Origin of the sequence: Atopobacter phocae ATCC BAA-285, assembly GCF_000526675.1 — a bacterium.
GTDB lineage: Bacteria > Bacillota > Bacilli > Lactobacillales > Aerococcaceae > Atopobacter > Atopobacter phocae.
In genome coordinates, this window is record NZ_JAGN01000012.1 from 1 (window position 1) to 20,718 (window position 20,718).

General features: G+C 33.2%; 16 protein-coding genes. 2 read left to right on the forward strand and 14 right to left on the reverse strand.

The genetic code is table 11. The features are described 5' to 3' along the window. A partial coding sequence (locus L866_RS0103200) for a hypothetical protein (RefSeq protein WP_025729104.1) occupies positions 1-246 on the reverse strand: 246 nt, incomplete at its 3' end. A gap of 208 nt (positions 247-454) precedes the next feature. On the opposite strand from L866_RS0103200, the gene L866_RS0103205 reads away from it, so the two are divergent. Together L866_RS0103205 and arcD are read left to right on the forward strand one after the other, a co-directional pair. After that, positions 455-1,993, forward strand: a complete 1,539-nt coding sequence (locus L866_RS0103205; protein WP_025729106.1) for a ClC family H(+)/Cl(-) exchange transporter — start codon at positions 455-457, stop codon at positions 1,991-1,993. Positions 1,994-2,230: 237 nt separating this feature from the next. Then, positions 2,231-3,652 carry an arginine-ornithine antiporter gene (gene arcD / locus L866_RS0103210; protein ID WP_025729108.1) on the forward strand — a complete coding sequence of 474 codons (1,422 nt, stop codon included), beginning with the start codon at positions 2,231-2,233 and terminating at the stop codon, positions 3,650-3,652. 150 nt (positions 3,653-3,802) lie between these two features. On the opposite strand, the gene L866_RS0103215 is transcribed toward arcD, so the two are convergent. The 13 genes from L866_RS0103215 to rnpA all read right to left on the reverse strand — a co-directional run bounded on the left by L866_RS0103215 (position 3,803) and on the right by rnpA (position 20,689). After that, entirely contained in the window at positions 3,803-6,016 is a 2,214-nt protein-coding gene (locus L866_RS0103215; protein ID WP_156919508.1) for a 5'-nucleotidase C-terminal domain-containing protein, read from the reverse strand. Positions 6,017-6,084: 68 nt separating this feature from the next. Continuing rightward, entirely contained in the window at positions 6,085-7,383 is a 1,299-nt protein-coding gene (locus L866_RS0103220) for a pyrimidine-nucleoside phosphorylase (RefSeq protein WP_025729112.1), read from the reverse strand. Positions 7,384-7,402: 19 nt separating this feature from the next. Then, positions 7,403-8,059, reverse strand: a complete 657-nt coding sequence (deoC, locus tag L866_RS0103225) for a deoxyribose-phosphate aldolase (protein WP_025729114.1) — start codon at positions 8,057-8,059, stop codon at positions 7,403-7,405. Between the two features lie 185 nt (positions 8,060-8,244). Continuing rightward, on the reverse strand, positions 8,245-8,964 hold the full coding sequence (gene rsmG / locus L866_RS0103230; protein WP_025729116.1) for a 16S rRNA (guanine(527)-N(7))-methyltransferase RsmG: 720 nt from the start codon (positions 8,962-8,964) through the stop codon (positions 8,245-8,247). 11 nt (positions 8,965-8,975) lie between these two features. Next, complete coding sequence (gene mnmG / locus L866_RS0103235; RefSeq protein WP_025729118.1) at positions 8,976-10,886, reverse strand: tRNA uridine-5-carboxymethylaminomethyl(34) synthesis enzyme MnmG; 1,911 nt, start codon at positions 10,884-10,886, stop codon at positions 8,976-8,978. 31 nt (positions 10,887-10,917) lie between these two features. Then, complete coding sequence (mnmE, locus tag L866_RS0103240; protein WP_025729120.1) at positions 10,918-12,309, reverse strand: tRNA uridine-5-carboxymethylaminomethyl(34) synthesis GTPase MnmE; 1,392 nt, start codon at positions 12,307-12,309, stop codon at positions 10,918-10,920. 245 nt (positions 12,310-12,554) lie between these two features. Then, positions 12,555-13,274 carry a trehalose operon repressor gene (gene treR / locus L866_RS0103245; RefSeq protein WP_025729122.1) on the reverse strand — a complete coding sequence of 240 codons (720 nt, stop codon included), beginning with the start codon at positions 13,272-13,274 and terminating at the stop codon, positions 12,555-12,557. A gap of 58 nt (positions 13,275-13,332) precedes the next feature. Continuing rightward, positions 13,333-15,021: an alpha,alpha-phosphotrehalase gene (locus L866_RS0103250; RefSeq protein ID WP_025729124.1), complete on the reverse strand. Its 1,689-nt coding sequence runs from the start codon at positions 15,019-15,021 to the stop codon at positions 13,333-13,335. A 27-nt stretch (positions 15,022-15,048) separates the two neighbouring features. Next, positions 15,049-16,509 (reverse strand): PTS system trehalose-specific EIIBC component, encoded by a 1,461-nt coding sequence (gene treP, locus L866_RS0103255; RefSeq protein ID WP_025729126.1) that lies wholly within the window; start codon positions 16,507-16,509, stop codon positions 15,049-15,051. Between the two features lie 198 nt (positions 16,510-16,707). Beyond that, entirely contained in the window at positions 16,708-18,282 is a 1,575-nt protein-coding gene (locus tag L866_RS0103260; RefSeq protein WP_025729128.1) for an L-lactate permease, read from the reverse strand. A gap of 39 nt (positions 18,283-18,321) precedes the next feature. Further along, complete coding sequence (gene jag, locus L866_RS08475) at positions 18,322-19,149, reverse strand: RNA-binding cell elongation regulator Jag/EloR (RefSeq protein ID WP_035446066.1); 828 nt, start codon at positions 19,147-19,149, stop codon at positions 18,322-18,324. 322 nt (positions 19,150-19,471) lie between these two features. Continuing rightward, on the reverse strand, positions 19,472-20,323 hold the full coding sequence (locus tag L866_RS0103270) for a YidC/Oxa1 family membrane protein insertase (RefSeq protein WP_025729130.1): 852 nt from the start codon (positions 20,321-20,323) through the stop codon (positions 19,472-19,474). A 21-nt stretch (positions 20,324-20,344) separates the two neighbouring features. After that, complete coding sequence (rnpA, locus tag L866_RS0103275; RefSeq protein WP_025729132.1) at positions 20,345-20,689, reverse strand: ribonuclease P protein component; 345 nt, start codon at positions 20,687-20,689, stop codon at positions 20,345-20,347. Positions 20,690-20,718: the final 29 nt, after the last annotated feature.

A 20,718-nucleotide genomic window follows, 5' to 3' on the forward strand; every position in this document is an offset into this window, starting at 1 on the left:
GTCATCAATCAAATGTTCGTCAATAATTTTCTTCTTAAAAACCTCAGAATAATTGTTATTGGTACCTTTTGATATTAAGGCCGAAGGCCCATGTAATCTATACTTATTAAGATACTTTCGAAAGTTTTTATCATTTAATTTTAAGCCATAATTTTCCTGTAATTCTACATAGGGTATTCCACTGATTAAATAGAGATCAATAAAATACATTAACTCATTAGCCGAATGACGTTTATTTTTACGCATGAAAAACTCCCCCTAAAATAGTTTTACTTTTTCAAGTGTCTACTTTAGGGGGAGCATATCAATTCAATTCATCACTCGTTTTTTATTACTTTCACTTTCTCTTATTTTCAAAAAAGAATTGAAAGATGTACTACAATTCGAATTAGATTTAGCCTTGTGAATCGCTTTCACATTAAGTATACTGATATTGAAGGAAAGAGGTGTCACTATGTATAAAAATAAATCTCACCATTTATTTGATGCTATTCACCGTGATAAACATATTAGACGCCGTCTTGTCATTGAAGGAGTACTTGTTGGTATTGTTGCTGGAAGTGGAGCAGTTCTTTATCGGTATCTACTTTCTTATGCCGGTGAATTCAGCCACTCACTTTACAGTAAACATACTGTTTCATCGATTGCAATAACCTTTACCATTCTCCTTTTGATGGGATGGATTGCGGGAACGTTATTAAAACGCGCCCCATTAAGCAGCGGTAGCGGTATCCCACAAGTAACTGGAGAACTTCTTGGAGAAATGGATATGTCTCCTCGACCTGTTCTACTATCTAAATTTGTCGGTGGCTTGACGAGTATGATAGCCGGTCTATCACTAGGTCGTGAAGGTCCATCTATTCAAATTGGAGCCGTACTTGGTAAATGGGTAGCCAAACGTTTAAATCTTGATTTAACAGAAGAACGCGTCCTGATAACAGCTGGAGCTAGCGCAGGATTATCGGCTGCATTCAATGCACCAATTGCTTCAACTTTATTTGTACTAGAAGAAGTTCATAAAAATTTAGCCCCACTCTTTTTAGTACCTGCTTTATTAGCTGGTATTACAGCGGACTATATTTCAAAAAATATATTCGGTTTAACGCCATCATTTGCCATTAAAATTAATCAAATGCTTCAACCGAAAGATTATATATGGCTCTTAGGACTTGGTGTATTAGCTGCTTTAGTTGGTTGTGCATTTTCTAAAACACTTGTCTTTACGCAGTCAAAGATGAAACGTTTAACTCCCGATCCAAGAATACGTGTTATGTTAGGCTTCTTAATTGCCGGTATTATTGGCTATTTAGCAATCGATTTAACAGGAAGTGGTCATGAACTTATTTTTCATTTAATTGAACATCCTGTTGCTCTAAGTACACTTTTTCTTTTAATGATTGGTAAATTGCTTTATACCTCTATTTCATACGGCACTTCGGTACCTGGTGGTATTTTTCTTCCAGTACTTGTCATCGGCTGTTTAGCTGGTAGTTGGTTTTACCAATCACTTCAATTATTTGGATTTGGACCGGAACAACAGCTGAATAATTTTGTTATCCTTGGAATGGTCGGTGTATTAACAGCAGTTGTGCGTTCTCCACTAACCTCTATTGTTTTAGTTTCTGAAATGGTTGGTGATTTGCAACATATTTTAACCATTAGCTTAGTAGCTGCCATCGCCTATCTTGTTTCCGAAGCATTACATGTTCCGCCAATTTATGAAACATTATATGAGAATATGAGGCCAACGACGATTCAACATCGTCCATCTGAAAAATTAATTATTAAACTTTCTGTCCCTCTCGTCAGCGAAATCGCTCATTTAACCGTACAAGAATTATCGTTACCCGCTGGTACATTAATTGTAGCAATTGAACGTAACGAAGTAGAAGTAGTTCCAAGTGGTACTACACAACTCAAACCATATGATGTTCTAACTATTGTGACAGATACCGAACACGTTAAGCATATTCGTGAACAATTTATTGGTTAAACTCAAAACAATCAACTGCCTCTTGTTGCGTTGATTGTTTTTTTGTACATAAAATCACAAATTCCTTAATTTTTTTATTTTTAAAATAATAGACAATTTATTTAAAAGTATTTTGAATGATGCTAAAAATTAGACAGAAAATTTCCTCAAGTTATGTTACCATTAATACAATTCACTAAAATTTTAAGATAAAAGAGGCATGTACTTTAAACTCTTTATTATGAAAAGGAGCAGACAATGAACGAACAAAAAAAAGGAATTAGTAAAACAGGATTGATTGCATTAGTTATCAGTTCGTCACTAGGTAGTGGAATTTTTGGTTTAACTGGTGATCTTGCTAAGCAAGCTGCACCCGGTCCAGCTATTTTTGCTTGGATTATCGTTAGTTTGGGCATTTTAATGCTCGTATTATCATTAAACTATTTAGCTAATAAACGACCTGATTTAGACGGAGGCATGTTCAGTTATGCCGAAGAAACTTTTGGGCGATTAGGTGGATTTATTAGTGGCTGGGGATACTGGTTATGTTCTTGGTTGGGTAACGTTGCCTTTGCAACAATTATTATGAGTGCTATCGGTCATTTCTTTCCAATATTTGATGGTGGTCAAAATATCCCTTCTATTTTATTTGGAAGTATCCTTATTTGGACACTAACACTATTAGTTTCAAAAGGAGTAGAATCAGCTAGTTTCGTCAATATTGTAATTACGATTTGCAAACTAGTACCATTATTCGTATTCATTATTATCATGATTATTTCCTTCAAAGTAGGTGTATTCACTGAATCATTTTTTGGACAGTTATCAGAGAATCTTTCAACACATTCATCATTGACTGTGAATGTAATGTTACAAATTAAAAATTCCATTATGATTTTAATGTGGGTATTTGTCGGAATTGAAGGAGCAAGTATGCTAGCAAACCGCGCTCAAAAGCGTTCTGATGCTCAACAAGCAACAATTATTGGGTTAATTGGGCTAATTTGTATTTATTTATTTGCATCTATTTTACCTTACGGTGTTTTCACCCAAGATCAGTTAGCACAAATTGAACAACCAGCAGTTGCTCATATGATGAAGCTCATCGTAGGTAATTGGGGAGCTAACTTAATCAATATTGGTTTAATTGTTTCTATTTTAGGAAGTTGGATTTCATGGACTATGTTACCAGCCGAAACAACTTTTTTAATGGCTCGTGATGGTTTATTGCCTAAAAAATTTAGTAAATTAAATAAAAATAACGCACCGAGCTATTCATTATTCTTCACAGCAGCATTAACGAATTCTTTCTTACTAACGTTCCTAGTGACCGATTACGCCTATAAATTGGCTTATTCACTCGCTACAGCTGCTATATTAATTTGTTATTTGATGGTAAGTATTTATCAAATTCAATTTGCTTATGCTCAAGGTAATAAAAAGCAACTGACAATTGGTATAATAGCTACTTTATTCCAACTCATTGTTATTACATTAGCTGGTTTATCTTATGTTTTAATGTGTAGTATTTCTTACATACCTGGTTTTTATTTCTATTACAAAGCAAGAAAAGAAAACGGCTATACCATTACTTCTCGTGAAAAAATAGCCATGACAGTTATTAGCTCAATTGCTTTACTTGCTATCTTCCTTTTAATAACTGGAGCTATTCATTTTTAATTTTTATTAAAATTAATGCCTCAAAACGCCATAATGTGGCGTTTTTTTATATTAAATGAGCTAAATCAAAAAGAGAGGGAGCCAAATGGCTTCCTCTCTTTCTATTATTCCTTTTTAAATAGGACATCATAATTCTTTTGAATAACCTAATTATTCTGATTTACGTTTCTTTTGATAGATGTATGCACCTGCACCTACCGCAATTGCAATAATTCCAGCGAAAGCTAATTTACTTTCTCCTGTTTGTGGTAATGCTTGCGATGATTGAACTGGTGTTTGTTGTACTTTGTGGTTCATAGAAATAATCTTGTTTGAAGCATGTTGTTCAATGACATCTTTTTTAGGTGTTAATACTTCTGGTTGAATATCTTTTGGTAATGAAATTTCTGGTACGATATCATTATTTGAGTTAGAAGAATCTTGATCAGTTACTTCTGGTTGAGAAATTTTTGGTACATCAGTACTTGGTGCTGATTCTTTTGAATTTTGCATTGCTAAGAACTCTGCTTCATTCATTTGAATAACACGTTGATACGGAAATACGTCTTCATATTGCGTTAAATTGATTGTATAGAATGGATTCTCAATTGCTCGCATACGTTGTGACTCTTTTAAAATATCCATTACTACTTGATCAATTGATGGACCTTCTTCACGTTCGCCACCTAACATGTTGTAACCATCGCCACCGGCTGCTAAGAAGTCATTCGTTGCCATGTAATATGTCCGTTTCAAATCAACTGGTAAGAATTTTTTAGTTTCGCGATCATAGATTTGAACTTGTAAAACACGTTGACCTGGTTTTGATTCTTCAGGAACAGCATTTGATTTGTTCACATCATAAAATACTTTAATTGAACGAGACACTTGTAAGAATCCACCATTCGCTGTTAATTGTACTTTACCTTTTTGATCTAAAACATTCTGTCCATCTTCTGCATGTTCAACATCAGCACGTAATGCATGTTCAAACATTGAGTATACTTGTTCTCCCGTTAAAGCGATTTGCGTAACTAAGTTACCAAATGGATTAACTTTAATTAAGTCACCTTTTGTCACTTTTCCTGGTTGAATACTTTCTCGAATTCCTCCACCATTAACCATAGAGAAATCTGTTTTATTCTTAAATCCATCTTGTCCATAAATTAATAATGTATCAGTTATAAGATTACCCAAGTTAGTTTCTTTTGAACGAACGTTTTCACGTTTTCCATCAAAGTAGAATTTATTATCATTGATTACAACTTCAGATGTTGCTTCTTCAAATGTTTTAGATGCTTCTTCAACTATTTGACTCACTTTTTCATCGCGTTTGTAATCTTTGAATGCATCTAGACCTAATAACTCAGCTTCATAATCTAACTTGCCGTCAACCATTTTACCAGTTACTAAACCAACGTGATTTAAATGCCCGCCTGATTGCACAACTGTTACATGTCCAAATTTTTGTCCATGTTCAATTGCTGTATGGCTATGTCCGTCAATCACTAACATAGAAGCTTCTGGAAACTGTTCGCTTAATGCGCGAGCTAATTCGTCACCTCTCCATTTTGTTGGAGTAGTTGGATCAATCCCTAAGTGCCCAACAAAGATAAATTGATCGACTTTATCTTTTAAGTTTTTGACATTTTCGATAGCTATTGGAATAGGATCTTTAAATGTCACACCTTCGATATTTTTAGGATGTGTTTTAGTTGCTGTTTCAGGTGTAGTTAATCCGATAATACCGAATCGACGTCCTTTTTTGTTCACAATTGTATATGGTTCAAATGCTAATTTTTCATTAATAAATGTATTAGCAGATAAAATCGGGAATTTTAATTGCTCTTTATAACTTAGTGCTGTGTCTAAGCCAAAGTCAAATTCATGGTTCCCAACAGCCATCGCATCGTAGCCAAATTCATTCATTACTCTTGCCATATCTCTACCTTTGTTAATATTAGAAATTGGCAATCCTTGAAAAGCGTCTCCACCATCTAATAATAAAGTTGGTTTCTTTTGATCAATAAATGTCTTAAGCTGTGCTGTATCAATTGTTCGTTTGTCGCCTTTTAGACGGCCATGCATATCATTTGTATGAATTATGATGATGTCTTCTTGATTTGCATCTTTGTCTTCTTCTAAAGTTTTTATTGATGAATCAGTTTTATCTACTCCATTTAAATCATCAGTTTTATTAGTAATAGAATTCGTTTGATCACTTACTCCATTACTTATTGTTTCAGTCGTTGAAACTGAATTGCTTGTTTCATCAGCAAAAATATTTGCTGACTCTGAAAATGTGCCTAGGCCCATTAATAAACTAAAGGTTAGAGCAAACGTCAATAGACGTTGTTGGATAGCTTGTAATTTATATTGTTTCAAATGCTTCACCTAGCTTCCTATTTTTTTAAACAATCAATTCATTGGTGCTAACTGAAACGAATTTATTTTTAGACAATAATTTGATGAATTAATGTTGGCTTTTCACTGACGTCACCAATTTCGATACTGTCATATAAATCGGATTCAATTTCAGTTATGTCATCTTGGTTACTATAAATTGTGACTAACGATTCTCCTTCTTTGACAGCATCCCCCACTTTCTTATTTAAGATAAAGCCAACTGCGTAATCAATTGGATCTTCTTTCTTCGCACGACCTGCACCTAGTTTCATTGCAGCTACCCCGATGTTTTCTGCAGCTAATCGAGTAACGTAACCACTTGTTTTAGCAGGCAATTCAATAACATGTTTAGTTTGAATCATTTGTTCTGGATGATCGACTGCTGAAACATCTCCGCCTTGATGTTCAACAAATTGACGGAATACTTCTAATGCATGTCCATTATTTATTTGTTCGATTAATAATTCACGAGCTTCTTCTAAAGTCTCAGCTTTTTCAGCTAAAACAACCATTTGGCTACCTAAAGTTAGAACTAATTCTGTTAAATCTTCTGGTCCTTCACCTTTTAAAGTTTCAATCGCTTCTTTAACTTCTAATCCGTTACCGATTGCACGTCCTAAAGGTTGTGACATGTCACTTAAGACAGCCATTGTGTTACGACCAGCGCCTTTACCAATTTCTACCATTGTTTTTGCTAATTCACTAGCAGCTTGATCATCTTTCATGAATGCTCCGTCTCCAACTTTAACGTCTAAACAGATTGCATCACTACCAGAAGCAATTTTCTTACTCATAATTGAACTCGCAATTAATGGGATACTACTTACTGTTGATGTTACATCACGTAAGGCATAGATTTTTTTATCTGCAGGGGTAATATTACCTGATTGGCCGATAATCGCAATTTTATGTTCGTTTACTAAATCAAAAAATTGTTCTTTAGAAATCTCAATATGGAATCCTGGAATAGATTCTAATTTATCAAGTGTTCCACCTGTATGTCCTAAACCACGTCCAGACATTTTTGCAACTGGAATATCTAAAGCAGCTACTAATGGTCCTAAGATTAAAGTAGTTGTATCACCTACACCACCTGTTGAGTGTTTATCCACTTTGATTCCTTTAATAGGTGATAAATCAATTTGATCACCTGAAGCAACCATCGCTTTTGTTAAGGCTAATTGTTCTTCTTCATTCATTCCATTAATATAAATAGCCATTAACATTGCACTCATTTGGTAGTCAGCTACAACACCATTTGTATAATTTTCTACTAGCCAATTAATTTCTTCAGTTGTTAAAACTTGTCCATCTCTTTTTTTTGCAATTAAATCAACTGTTCTCATAATATTTAGCCTTCCCTTCTTATAATTTTAAAGCATCTTGAACGATTTGTACACCAGCACTTGCACCAATTATTGTTGCGCCTGCTTCAATCATTATTTTTGTGTCTTCTAGTGTTCGAACACCACCTGAAGCTTTCACTTCCATTTCGGCTGGAATAGATGATTTCATTAAACGAACTGCTTCGACTGTTGCACCACCTGTAGAAAATCCTGTCGATGTTTTAACAAATTGAGCGCCAGCACGCACAGAACATTTTGATGTTTCAATAATTTCTTCGTCTGTTAATAAACTTGTTTCTAAAATAACTTTTACTAACGTACCATTAGCTGCTTCTACGACTGCTTTGATATCTTTTTCAACTATATCGAAACGACCGTCTTTAGCTGCACCAATATTAATAACCATATCAATTTCTTGTGCACCATTTTTAATTGCATCTTTTGTTTCAAAAGCTTTTACTTCACTTGTATTAGCACCTAGAGGGAAACCAATTACTGTACATACTAATACATCAGTATCTTTTAACGATTGAGCGGCATGATTCACCCAGTAAGGATTTACACATACACTCTTAAATCCATATTCTTTTGCTTCTTCTAATAATTTATCGATTTGTTTGTGAGTTGTTTCAGGTTTTAATGCTGTATGATCAATATATTTTGCGTAATTTACCATATAATCCCTCTTTCATTTATATTTTGTTTAGATATAATCAAAAAAATGATTAAATTCTGTCATAATTATAGCACATTTTTTTGAATGTGCTTACTTTTTTATTAGTTTTAATGATATTTTTATTCTTTGTTTTTTTCCAAACATTTTTGTATATGAAAAACAGACCGGCTAAATAGCCGATCTGTTTATTTTAATGGTTGTTTATTTGGTTTACCTGGTTGTCTTGGATATTTTTTAGGCGTATCTTTCGGTTTACTTATTTGAATTAAATAGCGTTGGCTATCCTCTTCAGGTAATGAAATATCACTAGTTTGTTCCACTTTTCCGCCTAAGAGAGCAATGGCGCGTTTCGCTTGTTCAACTTCTTCCAAACCTTTTGCACCTTTCATCGCTAGAAATTGTCCATTTTTTTTCACTAACGGTAGACATAGTTCTGCTAAAACATTTAATTGTGCAACTGCACGGGCAGTTACTAAATCAAATTGATTACGATAGGCTTTATTTTGACCAGCTTCTTCGGCACGCGCATGGATAAAATGACAGTTAGACAAATTTAATTCGTCTGCGAGATGATTTAAAAAGGTAATTCGTTTATTTAACGAATCAATGATTGAAACGTTTAAATGTGGAAAGACAATTTTTAATGGCATACTTGGAAATCCAGCACCACTTCCAACATCACATAATGTTTCAATTGTCGTTAAATCAACTGCCTGAAGTAATGTTAGTGAATCATAAAAATGTTTTTCATAAACTTCATCACGTGCTGTGATAGCAGTTAAATTCATTTTTTGATTCCACTCGACAAGTAATTCAAAATAACGTTCAAATTGATTCATTTGCTCGTCGGATAAAATTATATTAAATTGTTTCTCTACTTGCTCTTTAAAATCTGCGGGTGTCATATCCTGTCTCCTTATTCATTCGATTGAGCCGGTTGCTTTGGAAATTGGCCTTGTTCTAAGTATATCATTAAAACAGATATATCGGCAGGGTTTACACCAGATACTCGACTAGCTTGCGCTAAAGTTTCTGGTCGGATTTGCTCAAGACGTTGGCGTGCCTCCATCGCCAAGGTTTCGATTTTCATATAATCAATACCATCAGGAATTCTTCGCTCTTCCATTCGACGTTGTTTTTCAACTCGTTCAATAGCTTTCTTGATATAACCTTCGTATTTTATTTCCGTTTCAACTTGCTCAATAACATCTTCTGGTAAAGTTTCATCATGTGGTGCAAATGAAATTAAATCGTTGTAATGAATTTCTGGTCGTTTCAATAAATCACTAAATAATATACCATCTTTTAAAGGTGCAGAATCAATTGATTCAAGGAATTTTTGCAATTCCATAGTTGGTTTTAGACGAGTTTTACGAATACGTTTCAGTTCTGCTTTGATTGTTTCATGTTTTTTCTTAAAACGTTCATAGTCTTCTTCAGTTACTAATCCGATTGATCGACCAATTTCTGTTAAACGTAAATCAGCATTATCATGACGTAAAAGTAAACGGAACTCCGCTCGACTTGTTAGTAAACGATACGGTTCAGTTGTTCCCTTAGTTACCAAATCGTCAATCATGACACCAATATATCCTTCACTTCTTTGCAGAACTAATGGTTCTTTATTATCAACTGCTAAGGCTGCATTAATACCAGCTATTAAACCTTGCCCTGCAGCTTCTTCATAACCACTAGTTCCATTCATTTGCCCAGCTGTAAATAAATTATTAATTAGTTTCGTTTCCAAACTTGGTTTTAATTGATATGGGATGACCACGTCATATTCAATCGCATACCCTGGACGCATCATTTTTGCTTGTTCCATTCCCTTGACACTGTGAACCATTTCTATTTGAACATCTTCTGGTAAAGAAGTTGATAGACCTTGTACATACATTTCATCTGTATGTTCGCCTTCTGGTTCTAAAAAGATTTGATGACGAGGTTTGTCACTAAAACGAACAATCTTATCTTCGATTGATGGACAATAACGCGCTCCTACGCCTTCAACAATCCCAGTAAACATTGGTGCACGATCTAAGTTTTGACGAATCACATGATGAGTCGTTTCATTGGTAAATGTTAACCAACAAGGAATTTGATTTAAACGATATGTTGCTAAATCAGAACTAAAACTAAACAATGACGGTTTGTCATCACCTGGTTGCTCTTCCATCACTGAGTAGTCAACTGTTTTTCCGTGTACACGCATTGGTGTTCCCGTTTTAAAACGTGCCAATTCAAATCCATGCTCTAATAAATTTTCAGATAACTTAATACTTGGTTGTGTGTTGTTCGGTCCGGCTGAATACTTCAATTCACCAATAATGATTTTACCTCGACTACTTGTCCCCGCCGTCAACACTACAGATTTGGCACGATAAGTAGCTCCTGTACTAGTAATAACACCTTGACATGTGCCATTTTCAACAATTAGTTCGTCAACTGTTCCTTGTTTTAAGTCTAAATGCTCTGTTCTTTCTAGTGTTACTTTCATTTCATGGGCATACATCGCTTTATCTGCTTGTGCTCTTAATGCACGTACAGCTGGCCCTTTTCCGGTATTCAACATCCGCATTTGAATGTAGGTTTTATCGATATTCTTACCCATTTGTCCACCCAGTGCATCAATTTCTCGAACAACTACTCCTTTAGCTGGTCCACCAATTGAAGGGTTACACGGCATAAAAGCTACCATTTCTAAATTCATCGTTAATAATAATGTTGATTTACCCATACGTGCACTCGCTAAAGCTGCTTCACTTCCAGCGTGTCCAGCCCCAACGACAATTACATCATATGTTCCTGCTTCAAATTTTTGACTCATTTCTTCACCTTCCTCACTTCATTTACTTGGTTTATTTTCCTAAACAAAATTGACTAAATAATTGTGTTAATAATTCATCTGGAGCAGCATCTCCTGTGATTTCACCTAATAAATCCCAACAGCGAGTCAAATCGATTTGGATTAAATCAATTCCTACACTCATTTCAACACCTGCTAAAACATCGTCTAAGGCTTTATTAGCTTCTTTCAACAGATTAATATGACGTGCATTAGATAAATAAGTAACATCTCTTTCTTGTACTTGACCACTCATAAATAATTCAGAAATAGCTTGCTCTAATGCTTCAATTCCCATCTGCGTTAGCATTGATGTTTGAATTAAATGATCAGTTTCATTCAAAAATGAATCTAATTGCTTTTGATCAAGTACTCGCGGTAAATCAGTTTTATTTAATATAATGATTCTTTTTTTATGACGTGTACGTTCTAGTAATTCCTGATCTTGTTCCGTTAATGTTTCGGATTGATTTAACAATAAAAGAACTAAATCACTTTGATCAATTGCTTTTTGACTTCGTTCCACTCCTATTTGTTCAACGATATCTGTCGTTTCACGAATACCTGCCGTATCAATTAATTTAAGTGGAATACCATTAATTGTAATCGTTTCTTCAATTGTATCACGAGTTGTTCCAGCGATATCTGTAACAATTGCTTTATCTTCTTGTAGTAAAACATTTAACAAACTCGATTTTCCAACATTCGGTCGACCAACAATCGCTGTTTCTATTCCTTCACGTAAAATTTTTCCTTGTTTAGATTGCTGTAATAAACGAGTAATTTTTTTCTTTAATGATTCAGCTGTTTGCGCTACAACTTCTAACGTCATTTCTTCGGCTTCATCATATTCTGGATAATCGATTGTCACTTCAATTTGAGCCAATGCTGTTAACATTTCTTGGCGCAATTCACGAATTTTATTAGACAGTTTACCTTCTAACTGTCCCATCGCTAAATCCATCGCACGATCACTTTTCGCACGTACTAAGTCCATCACTGCTTCTGCCTGTGACAAATCAATTCGGCCATTTAAAAATGCACGTTTTGTAAATTCACCTGGCTCGGCCAAACGAGCTCCTTGCTCTAATGCTAATTCCAAAATACGATTAACTGCTACGATTCCACCATGACAGTTAATTTCAATAACATCTTCTCGTGTGAATGTTCTTGGTGCACGCATAACACTAACCATCACTTCATCCACTACTGTCCCAGCTTTTCGGTCTATTACATGTCCATAATTAATTGTATGCGAATCAACCGTACTAATTGTTTTCTTGCCCATCAAATCAACTAACTTTTCAGCGATTGTAACAGCCTCTTCACCACTCAAGCGAACGATTCCGATCGCACCTTCACCTAAAGCGGTTGATATTGCCGCAATTGTATCAAATTGAAACATGAGTCTCTCCTTTCAATCCATTCATTAAATATCTCCATCGTTTTCTTATCTCCACAAAAAAAGTGCATACCTCTCCCTTGTTCAGGTGGTACACACTTTGACTGTGAACGACTTTCGTATCTAAATTATAATTGAAAACCATCAAAATGCAACTATTTTAAATTGCTTTTTCATATTAAAGATGATTAAATCATGCGAAATAAAAAAGTGAACGAAATGAGTTCATTCACTTTGCAAATTTATTATTATACATCATGATTATATCTTCTTGAAAAATCTAAAAATTTAAATCGATCAATTTTATGACGACTTTCAGTATATTGAAACCACGTTGTGTCGTTTAAATAAACATCTCCTTGCACCACTATGACATGCGAATCGTTCATCTGTAATAAATCTAAATCTTCTACTGTGGCTATTTCAGCACTAATTTCTTTTTCTGCATAGCCTATTGATAACTTACATTCGTTTTCAAGATAATCATATAACGAATTTTCTAGAATATCATCTGTTGCTGGTTTAAATGATAATCTCTTAATGTAGTCGATATCAATTATTGATGGACGATTATCAATATATCTCAATCTTTTTATTTTCCAAATTTTTTCATCAGCTTCAATTATTTTTTTGTTAACTAAAAAAGAAGGAGGGGATACCACTTCATTAAAAAGAACTTTTGTTTGGACAGATTCACCTTTCATTCGATTTAGTTCTTTAAAACTCGTTAACTGATTAAAAGGCAAAGGATACAAATCTCTTTGAAGTACAATTGATCCTTTACCTCTTTGTTTATTAATCATTCCTTCATCAAATAATATTTTTAAAGCTTTTCGAATTGTTTCTCTAGATGTACTATATTGTTCTGATAATTCATTTTCACTGGGCAAGTAATCTCCTGCTTTTATTTCTTTGGTTAGAATCTTATTTTTTAAGTCACTATATATATATTTAAATTTACTGGTCAATTTATCCACCTCGAAATTATTTATATATAGTATAATTCTTTGCTCAATAAAAAGAAACTCATTCCAATGCATTCAATAATTGTTTTACATCTTTTATCCAAAATCCTACACTCTCAAAAGGTCTCAATGTTAATTTATCTTCTCTTCTAATAACATTTTTATAATTTCCAATAAGTACATCACCGGTCATTTTTAGATATTTTGTAGTAATTGAATATGTTGAATTTTTAAAGTGATTAAAGACAATAATTGCTTGGTCATTATATACTCTTAAATAAGCAATTACTTCAGTATCCTCTTTTAAAATTGGAATAAATCTTCCATCTGAAATTACTTTTTCGTTATGGCGTAGTTTAATTAAACATTGATAATAATTGAATAATTTGCCATTATTTAATTCTCTTTGCACATTAATTGTTGTATAATTTTCATTAATTTTTAACCAAGGTGTTTCTGAAGAAAATCCAGCAAATTTTCCACTAGTCCACTGCATTGGTGTACGACTATTATCTCTTGACTTAGTTTTAATAATATCAAATGCTTGTTCATCACTTAACCCTTCACAAATCAATTTATTATATGCATTATGACTTTCAATATCTTGATACTCATTAATTGATGAATAGATTGGATCCGTCATACCTATTTCTTCACCTTGATAAATGAAAGGTGTTCCACGCATTAAATGAATCGTTGTAGCTAATAGAGAATTTGTTTCAAATGGAAAATTTACAATATCACCAAATCGTTGATTTGCTCGTGGCTGATCATGATTATTCCAAAATAAAGCATTCCATCCATTACCTTTTTCCATACCTTCTTGCCATTCAAACAATATTTCTTTTAATACATTTAAGTCATAATTTACACTTGACCATTTATTTCCATTTTCGTAATCAACTTTTAAATGGTGAAAGCTAAAAATCATATCAACTTCTTTTCTTTTAGGATTTGTATACAGTATGCCTTGATCAACTGTAGTAGAACTCATCTCACCCACTGTGATAGAATCTTCTATTTTAGAGAATGTATCATTATGTAGCTCTTGTACCCACTGATGAACTATTGGTGTATCTGTGTATAGTTTTTTTTCTTGTTCACTATCTACTGAATCTACAAAATCCTGATTTTTTCCTATCACATTTAATACATCAAAACGAAAGCCTTTAACGCCTTTATTCATCCAAAATCGTACAACTTTTTTCAATTCTTCCCTAACATTCGGATTATGCCAATTTAAATCAGCTTGAGTTTTATCATATAAACACAAATAATATTTATTCTCTTCTAAATTCAGTTTATTCCATGCACTACCACCAAATTTTGACTGCCAATTATTTGGTGGTAAATGCTTATTTTTACCTTCTCGTATATAGAAAAAATCTTTATAATATGAATTTCCATTTTTTGCTTTTTGAAACCATTGATGTTCAGTCGAAACATGATTTAAAACCATATCAAGCATTAAGTCAATTTCTAGCTTTTTAGCTTCCAATACTAAATTATCGAAATCATTCATTGTTCCAAATAAAGAATCTACCTCACAGTAATTAGAAATATCATATCCGTTATCTTTTTGAGGAGAAGGATAAAATGGATTAATCCATATCATATCTATTCCTAATTTTTTCAAGTAAGGTAATTTTTCAATAATTCCTGGTAAGTCTCCTATACCATCACCATTCGTATCTTTAAAAGACTTTAAATAAATTTGATAAATCACTTTATTTTTAAAAGATTTTGACATAGTTAACTCCTTAAAATTTTATATATATTAATTATTAAAAAATGGAATATTAATATTTAAACCTGAATTTTTAAACCATCCACGTTTTTCAAAAAAGATTGTTAATACAAAAGGAATGATAATAGCAATTCCCATACATAAGATAAATGCTAACATCGAATCTGGTTTAATTACTAAAAATCCAGGTAATCCACCAATACCAATTGAAGAAGCAGTAACACCTAAAAGTGTTGAAGTAAATCCAGCAAAACTTGAACCAATCATAGCTGCTAAATATGGATATGCATATTTTAAATTCACACCAAACATTGCTGGTTCAGTTACACCAAGATAACAAGAAATTGCTGATGGAATAGATATTTGTTCTTCTTTTTTATCGCCCCAGTGCAATACAATAATTGCCAAAACAGAAGAACCTTGTGCAATATTTGATAAAGCAATCATTGGCCATAACTGAGTACCTTGGTAATCTGCTATTAATTGAAGATCAATAGCATTTGACATATGATGTAGTCCTGTAATAACAAGAGGAGCGTATAAAAAACCAAAAATTGCACCAAATAACCATGAAAATGAGCCAGTCAAACCAACAAATACACCTGTAGAAATCCATTGTCCTATTGTCCAACCAATCGGTCCCAACACTGTATGTGCTAAAATGATTGCTAAAATTAATGAGAAAAACGGAACTATAATCATCGAGATAGACTGTGGCACCCATTTTTTGAACCAAATTTCCAAATAACTTAATGAAAATCCTGCTAGCATAGCTGGAATCACTTGTGCTTGATAACCTATTTTATCAACTGTAAATAATCCAAAATCCCAAAACGGAATAGTGTTAGTTGCCAAAGCATCAGCTGCCCCATACGCATTTAAAAGTTGCGGTGAAACTAAAGTAATCCCTAAAATAATCCCCAAAATTTCAGTTGTCTTCATTCTTTTAGTAATTGACCATGTAATTCCTACTGGTAAAAAATGAAAAATAGCTTCTCCAGGTAACCAAAGAAAATCATTTACTCCTGACCAAAATTTAGAATATTCAACTATTGTTTGTCCATTAATGAAGCCAATTGGAACTTGTTCTAAAATATTTCTAAAACCTAAAATCAAACCACCTGCTATAATAGCGGGAATAATCGGTGCAAAAATCTCAGCTAAAATCCCCATTATTCTTTGTAATTTATTTTGATTTTTAGCTGCCGCTTGTTTAACTACTTCTTTTGTACTTCCTTCTTTTTCAGTTATATTAGTAAATTCATTATAAAAACTTGATACATTATTTCCAATAATTACTTGAAACTGTCCTGCCTGAGTAAATGTCCCTTTTACAGATTGTAATCTTTCAATTGCGTCTATATTAGCTATTTTGGGGTCATTTAATACAAATCTCATTCGAGTGGCACAATGAGTAACTGCATTAATATTTTCTTCTCCTCCTATAGCCTGTAATAATGCTCGTACATCTTGTTCATAATTGTGTGTCATTTTTTCTCCTCCTATACTTGTATATACATGTTATAAAACTAGTATAGACAAGTATATTATGAAAGTCAATGAATTTTTAATAACGCTTTCATTCTTATATAACTTTTCAACACCTCTTCATTTTTTAAACAAAAATAAAATAGGGGGGATGACTAAAACTAGTCATCCCCCTATAATTGATTCCATTATTTTTCTATTTTACATTCCTAGTACAGTAATATACAGATAATTTAATACGCCATAGCCTACTAAATAAAATAACGCCCATGGCATTACTCGTTTCATGAGTTCACTTTCTTTACCAATAGCATTTGTCGTACCTGTTGCTATCGCAATACTTTGTGGTGATAACATTTTGCCTACACTAACGCCAGCTGAATTCGATGCAGCAATCCACTCTGGTGTATGATTTAAAGCAATAGCTGTTTGACTTTGTAAGCGTCCAAATAATACACCTGAACTTGTTCCACTTCCTGTAACAAATGTACCTAATGCTCCAATGACTGGAGAGAATAATGGATAAAATGCCCCTGTTGTAGTCACTAAAACTGTTGTAATAGCGTCAACCATTCCACTATATCCCATTAATTTAGCAGTTGCTAAAATAGCAAACATTGTCAAAATTGTTAAACGTAAATCATAGATTGTTTTAATAAAAACATTAATAATTTCTTTAAGCGTTGCACCTTGAATTAATCCAGCAATAATAGCAGATAAAATAATCCAAACAACTGGAGCAGAAATCCAATTGAATACATAAGGTGAAATTTCATCCACATTAACAATTTGAACAGTTGTATTATATGTCGCTAATAATTGATGAATGGATGGCAGTAATTTTGAAGTACCTAATAACAAGACAAAAATAAAAATAAATGGACTCCATGCTTTTAAAGCATCTTTCAATGAAACAGGCGGTACCTCTTTTTGAGTAGATTCGGTAGCTTCTAATAAATATTCTGGACGAATATATGCTGGTTTTAATTTCTTAGCAGAAACAACAATTGATGCCATTGCAACTACTGAGCCAAAAACAACAGCTAAATCTGGACCAATAAACGTTCCAACTAACAATGCTGCTAAAAAGAATGTCACACCAGATAGTAGCGTTATTATTCCGACTCCTTCAAAGTAACTTTTTAGACTACCCTTACCAATAAAACTTTTACTTGTCAGAAATACCATAACAAACGGTGATAAAATCATGAACGGCATTAATTGAATTAACGTATTGAATGTTAATGTTAAAATATTCAACTCCGTAACATTTGCTAGAGTAGTTGTAGGAATACCGATAGACCCAAAAGAAGTGGGAGTTCCGTTAGCAATTAAACACACTAAGGCTGCTAGTACTGGATTAAATCCTAAAGCAACTAGCATGGATGCTGGAATAGCTATCGCTGTCCCGAATCCAGCCATTCCCTCCATAAATCCTCCAAATCCCCAACCAATTAATAAAACAAGTACACGTTTATCATTAGATACACTCACAAACATTTTTTTTATCGTTTCCATTGCACCTGTTTTCAAACAAATATTATATGTAAAAATAGCTGCAATAATTGTTGCAATAATCGGCCAAGCTGCTAAAGCTAGTCCTTCATAAATAGCTTCTACTCCAGTTAATAATGGCAATTTAAAAATAGTGACCGATAATACAAATGCAATTACAGCTGCTCCAAGAGTTGCATAGTGTCCAGGTAACTTCAAAACAATCAAAGCTACAATCAACCACAAAATTGGAGAAAATCCCAATAAGAACATTCCAAACATATTCCCATCTCCTATCTTTAAATTTTTTTATAACTTAATTTATAATGGCTCAACAACTAAATAACGATGCGGTTCTTTCCCTTCTGAATGTGTTTTAACTGCTTGATTTTTACTTAATTCAGCATGAATCATTTTACGTTCGAATGCTGGAAGCGGATCTAAAATGACTGGATGATTTGTGTCTAGGACTTTACGAGCAGTATTGTGTGCTAAACGTTTCAAGATTTCTTCACGTTTTTCGCGATAGTCTGCTACATTAACTAAGACTGATACTCGACCTTTAATATCTCGGAATACCATAACTTGTGCTAAATTTTGTAATGCATCTAATATTTTTCCATGATGCCCAATAATCAAACCTGGTTTCTTGGAATCAATTTGGAAAATAATCCGATGATCTTCAATTTGAGCTGTTACTTCACTTGGAGCACCATACGCTACACAAATATCTTTAATATAACGAGCAACTGTTTCAGCAGTTTCTTCCCAATTTGAACTTTCTGTTATGATTTCTGTTGTCGATTCAGTATCTTCCTCGATTAATTCAATTGCTTCAGTTTGTTCTTCATCGTCCATTACAGCAACTTCTTCTGTTTCATGAAAGATTTCATCAACTTCCTGTTCTTCAATAACTTCATTCTCAACTGATTCATATTGTTCAAAGACAGGTTCTTCAAACGGATCCATCACAAGCTGTGTTAAGCGTACTTTGGCATTTCGACTACCAAATCCAAATAATCCTTTTTTACCTTCATCTAAAATTTCAACTGTTACATCTTTCGATTCAAGACCCAACTTTAATAAACCGCGTTGAATCGCTTTCTCAACTGTTGACTCTTCAATGACTAATTCTTTTAAATCTTTCATCTTCATTTCCTCCAATATACTCCCTCCATTAAACAATCATATTTTTATATAATTGCATCTTCAGAATATTTTCTCCTATCTTTAGTTTAGCATATATAAATAAGAGTAACACTACTAACTTTTAGCTTCGAAATGATTTGATTTATAACTCCTCATCTTTTTATTGAATCACCTATTCTATCGCTACTTTTAGCCTATTTAATGTCTAGATATATGTCAATAAAAATACACGTTAAAATATTCGCTACAAAATAAAAAAAGATAGACCAAATATATCAGGTCTATCTTTCAAATATTTTTTATTGCTATACAGAGTGTTTATTTATTTAGCTTTTTGACGACGCCAAGCTTTTTCAATTTCGCGTTGTCTTTTTCTTTCTAAACGTAATTTTTCTTCACGTTCTGCATTAATTTTATATGGATTATTAAGTAATAATGTTTGTAGCACACTGAATATATTACGTGTTACCCAATAAAGTGATACGGCACTAGGTAAAGGGATGGCCATAAACGCAATAAATACTGGCATAATAAACGTCATACTTTTTGACATACTATTTTGTTGTGCTTGTGACTTCATTGATAACCAACTTGTTAAGAATGTAAATATTCCGGCTAAAATTGGTAATAAAAAGTATGGATCAGGTTTACCTAAGTTTAACCAAAGAAAATGACCATTTCTCAAAACAGGTGAGTAATACACTGCTTGATATAAAGCCATTAAAACGGGCATTTGAGCAAAAATTGGTAAACATCCCATTAATTGATTAATGCCATTATCTTTATACAGCTGTTGCGTTTCCTCTTGAATTTTCAACTGACTTTCACGATCATTCAAAGGATACTTTGCTTTTATTTTTTCAACTTCTGGTTGTAAATCGCCAATTCGACGCATTGATTTATATTGGATATGCATCACGGGCATTAAAATGATACTAATAATAATCGTAAATACAATAATTCCTATACCATAGTTGCCACCAAAAATATTAGATAACCACTCAATAATTTGAATAAACGTATAAACAACACCACGTTGCCAAAATCCTGTACTTGATTCAGTGATATCTTCACGTGCACAAGCACTTACTAGCAACAATAATGGAAGAATAATCATCAGTTTTTTAGATGATTTCCATTCATTAATTGAATGTTTTAATGAATTGCTTATCATTTAAATTTCCTCTTTTCATTTTTAATTTTCTTTAAGTACTTGAGCCAATCGTAGTACATGGTACATATTTTGTTTTAAAGTGGGAAGAGGCTGATTAACTGCATCACGTCTAGCAATAACAATTAAATCGTATGCTGGATGAATGTGATTTGATAAATCATAAATCGATTCTCTCATATAACGTTTAATATGATTACGTCTAACCGCATTACCTAATTTCTTGGAAACAGAAAAACCAACGCGAAAATGTTGCTGACCTTCTTTTTTTAATGTATAAACGACAAATTGTCGATTAGCAAAAGAAGTTCCTTCTTCAAATACACGTTGAAATTCACGATCACTTTTTACACGATATACTTTTTTCATCTGTTTCCTCCTCTCTCACCAATATCCAT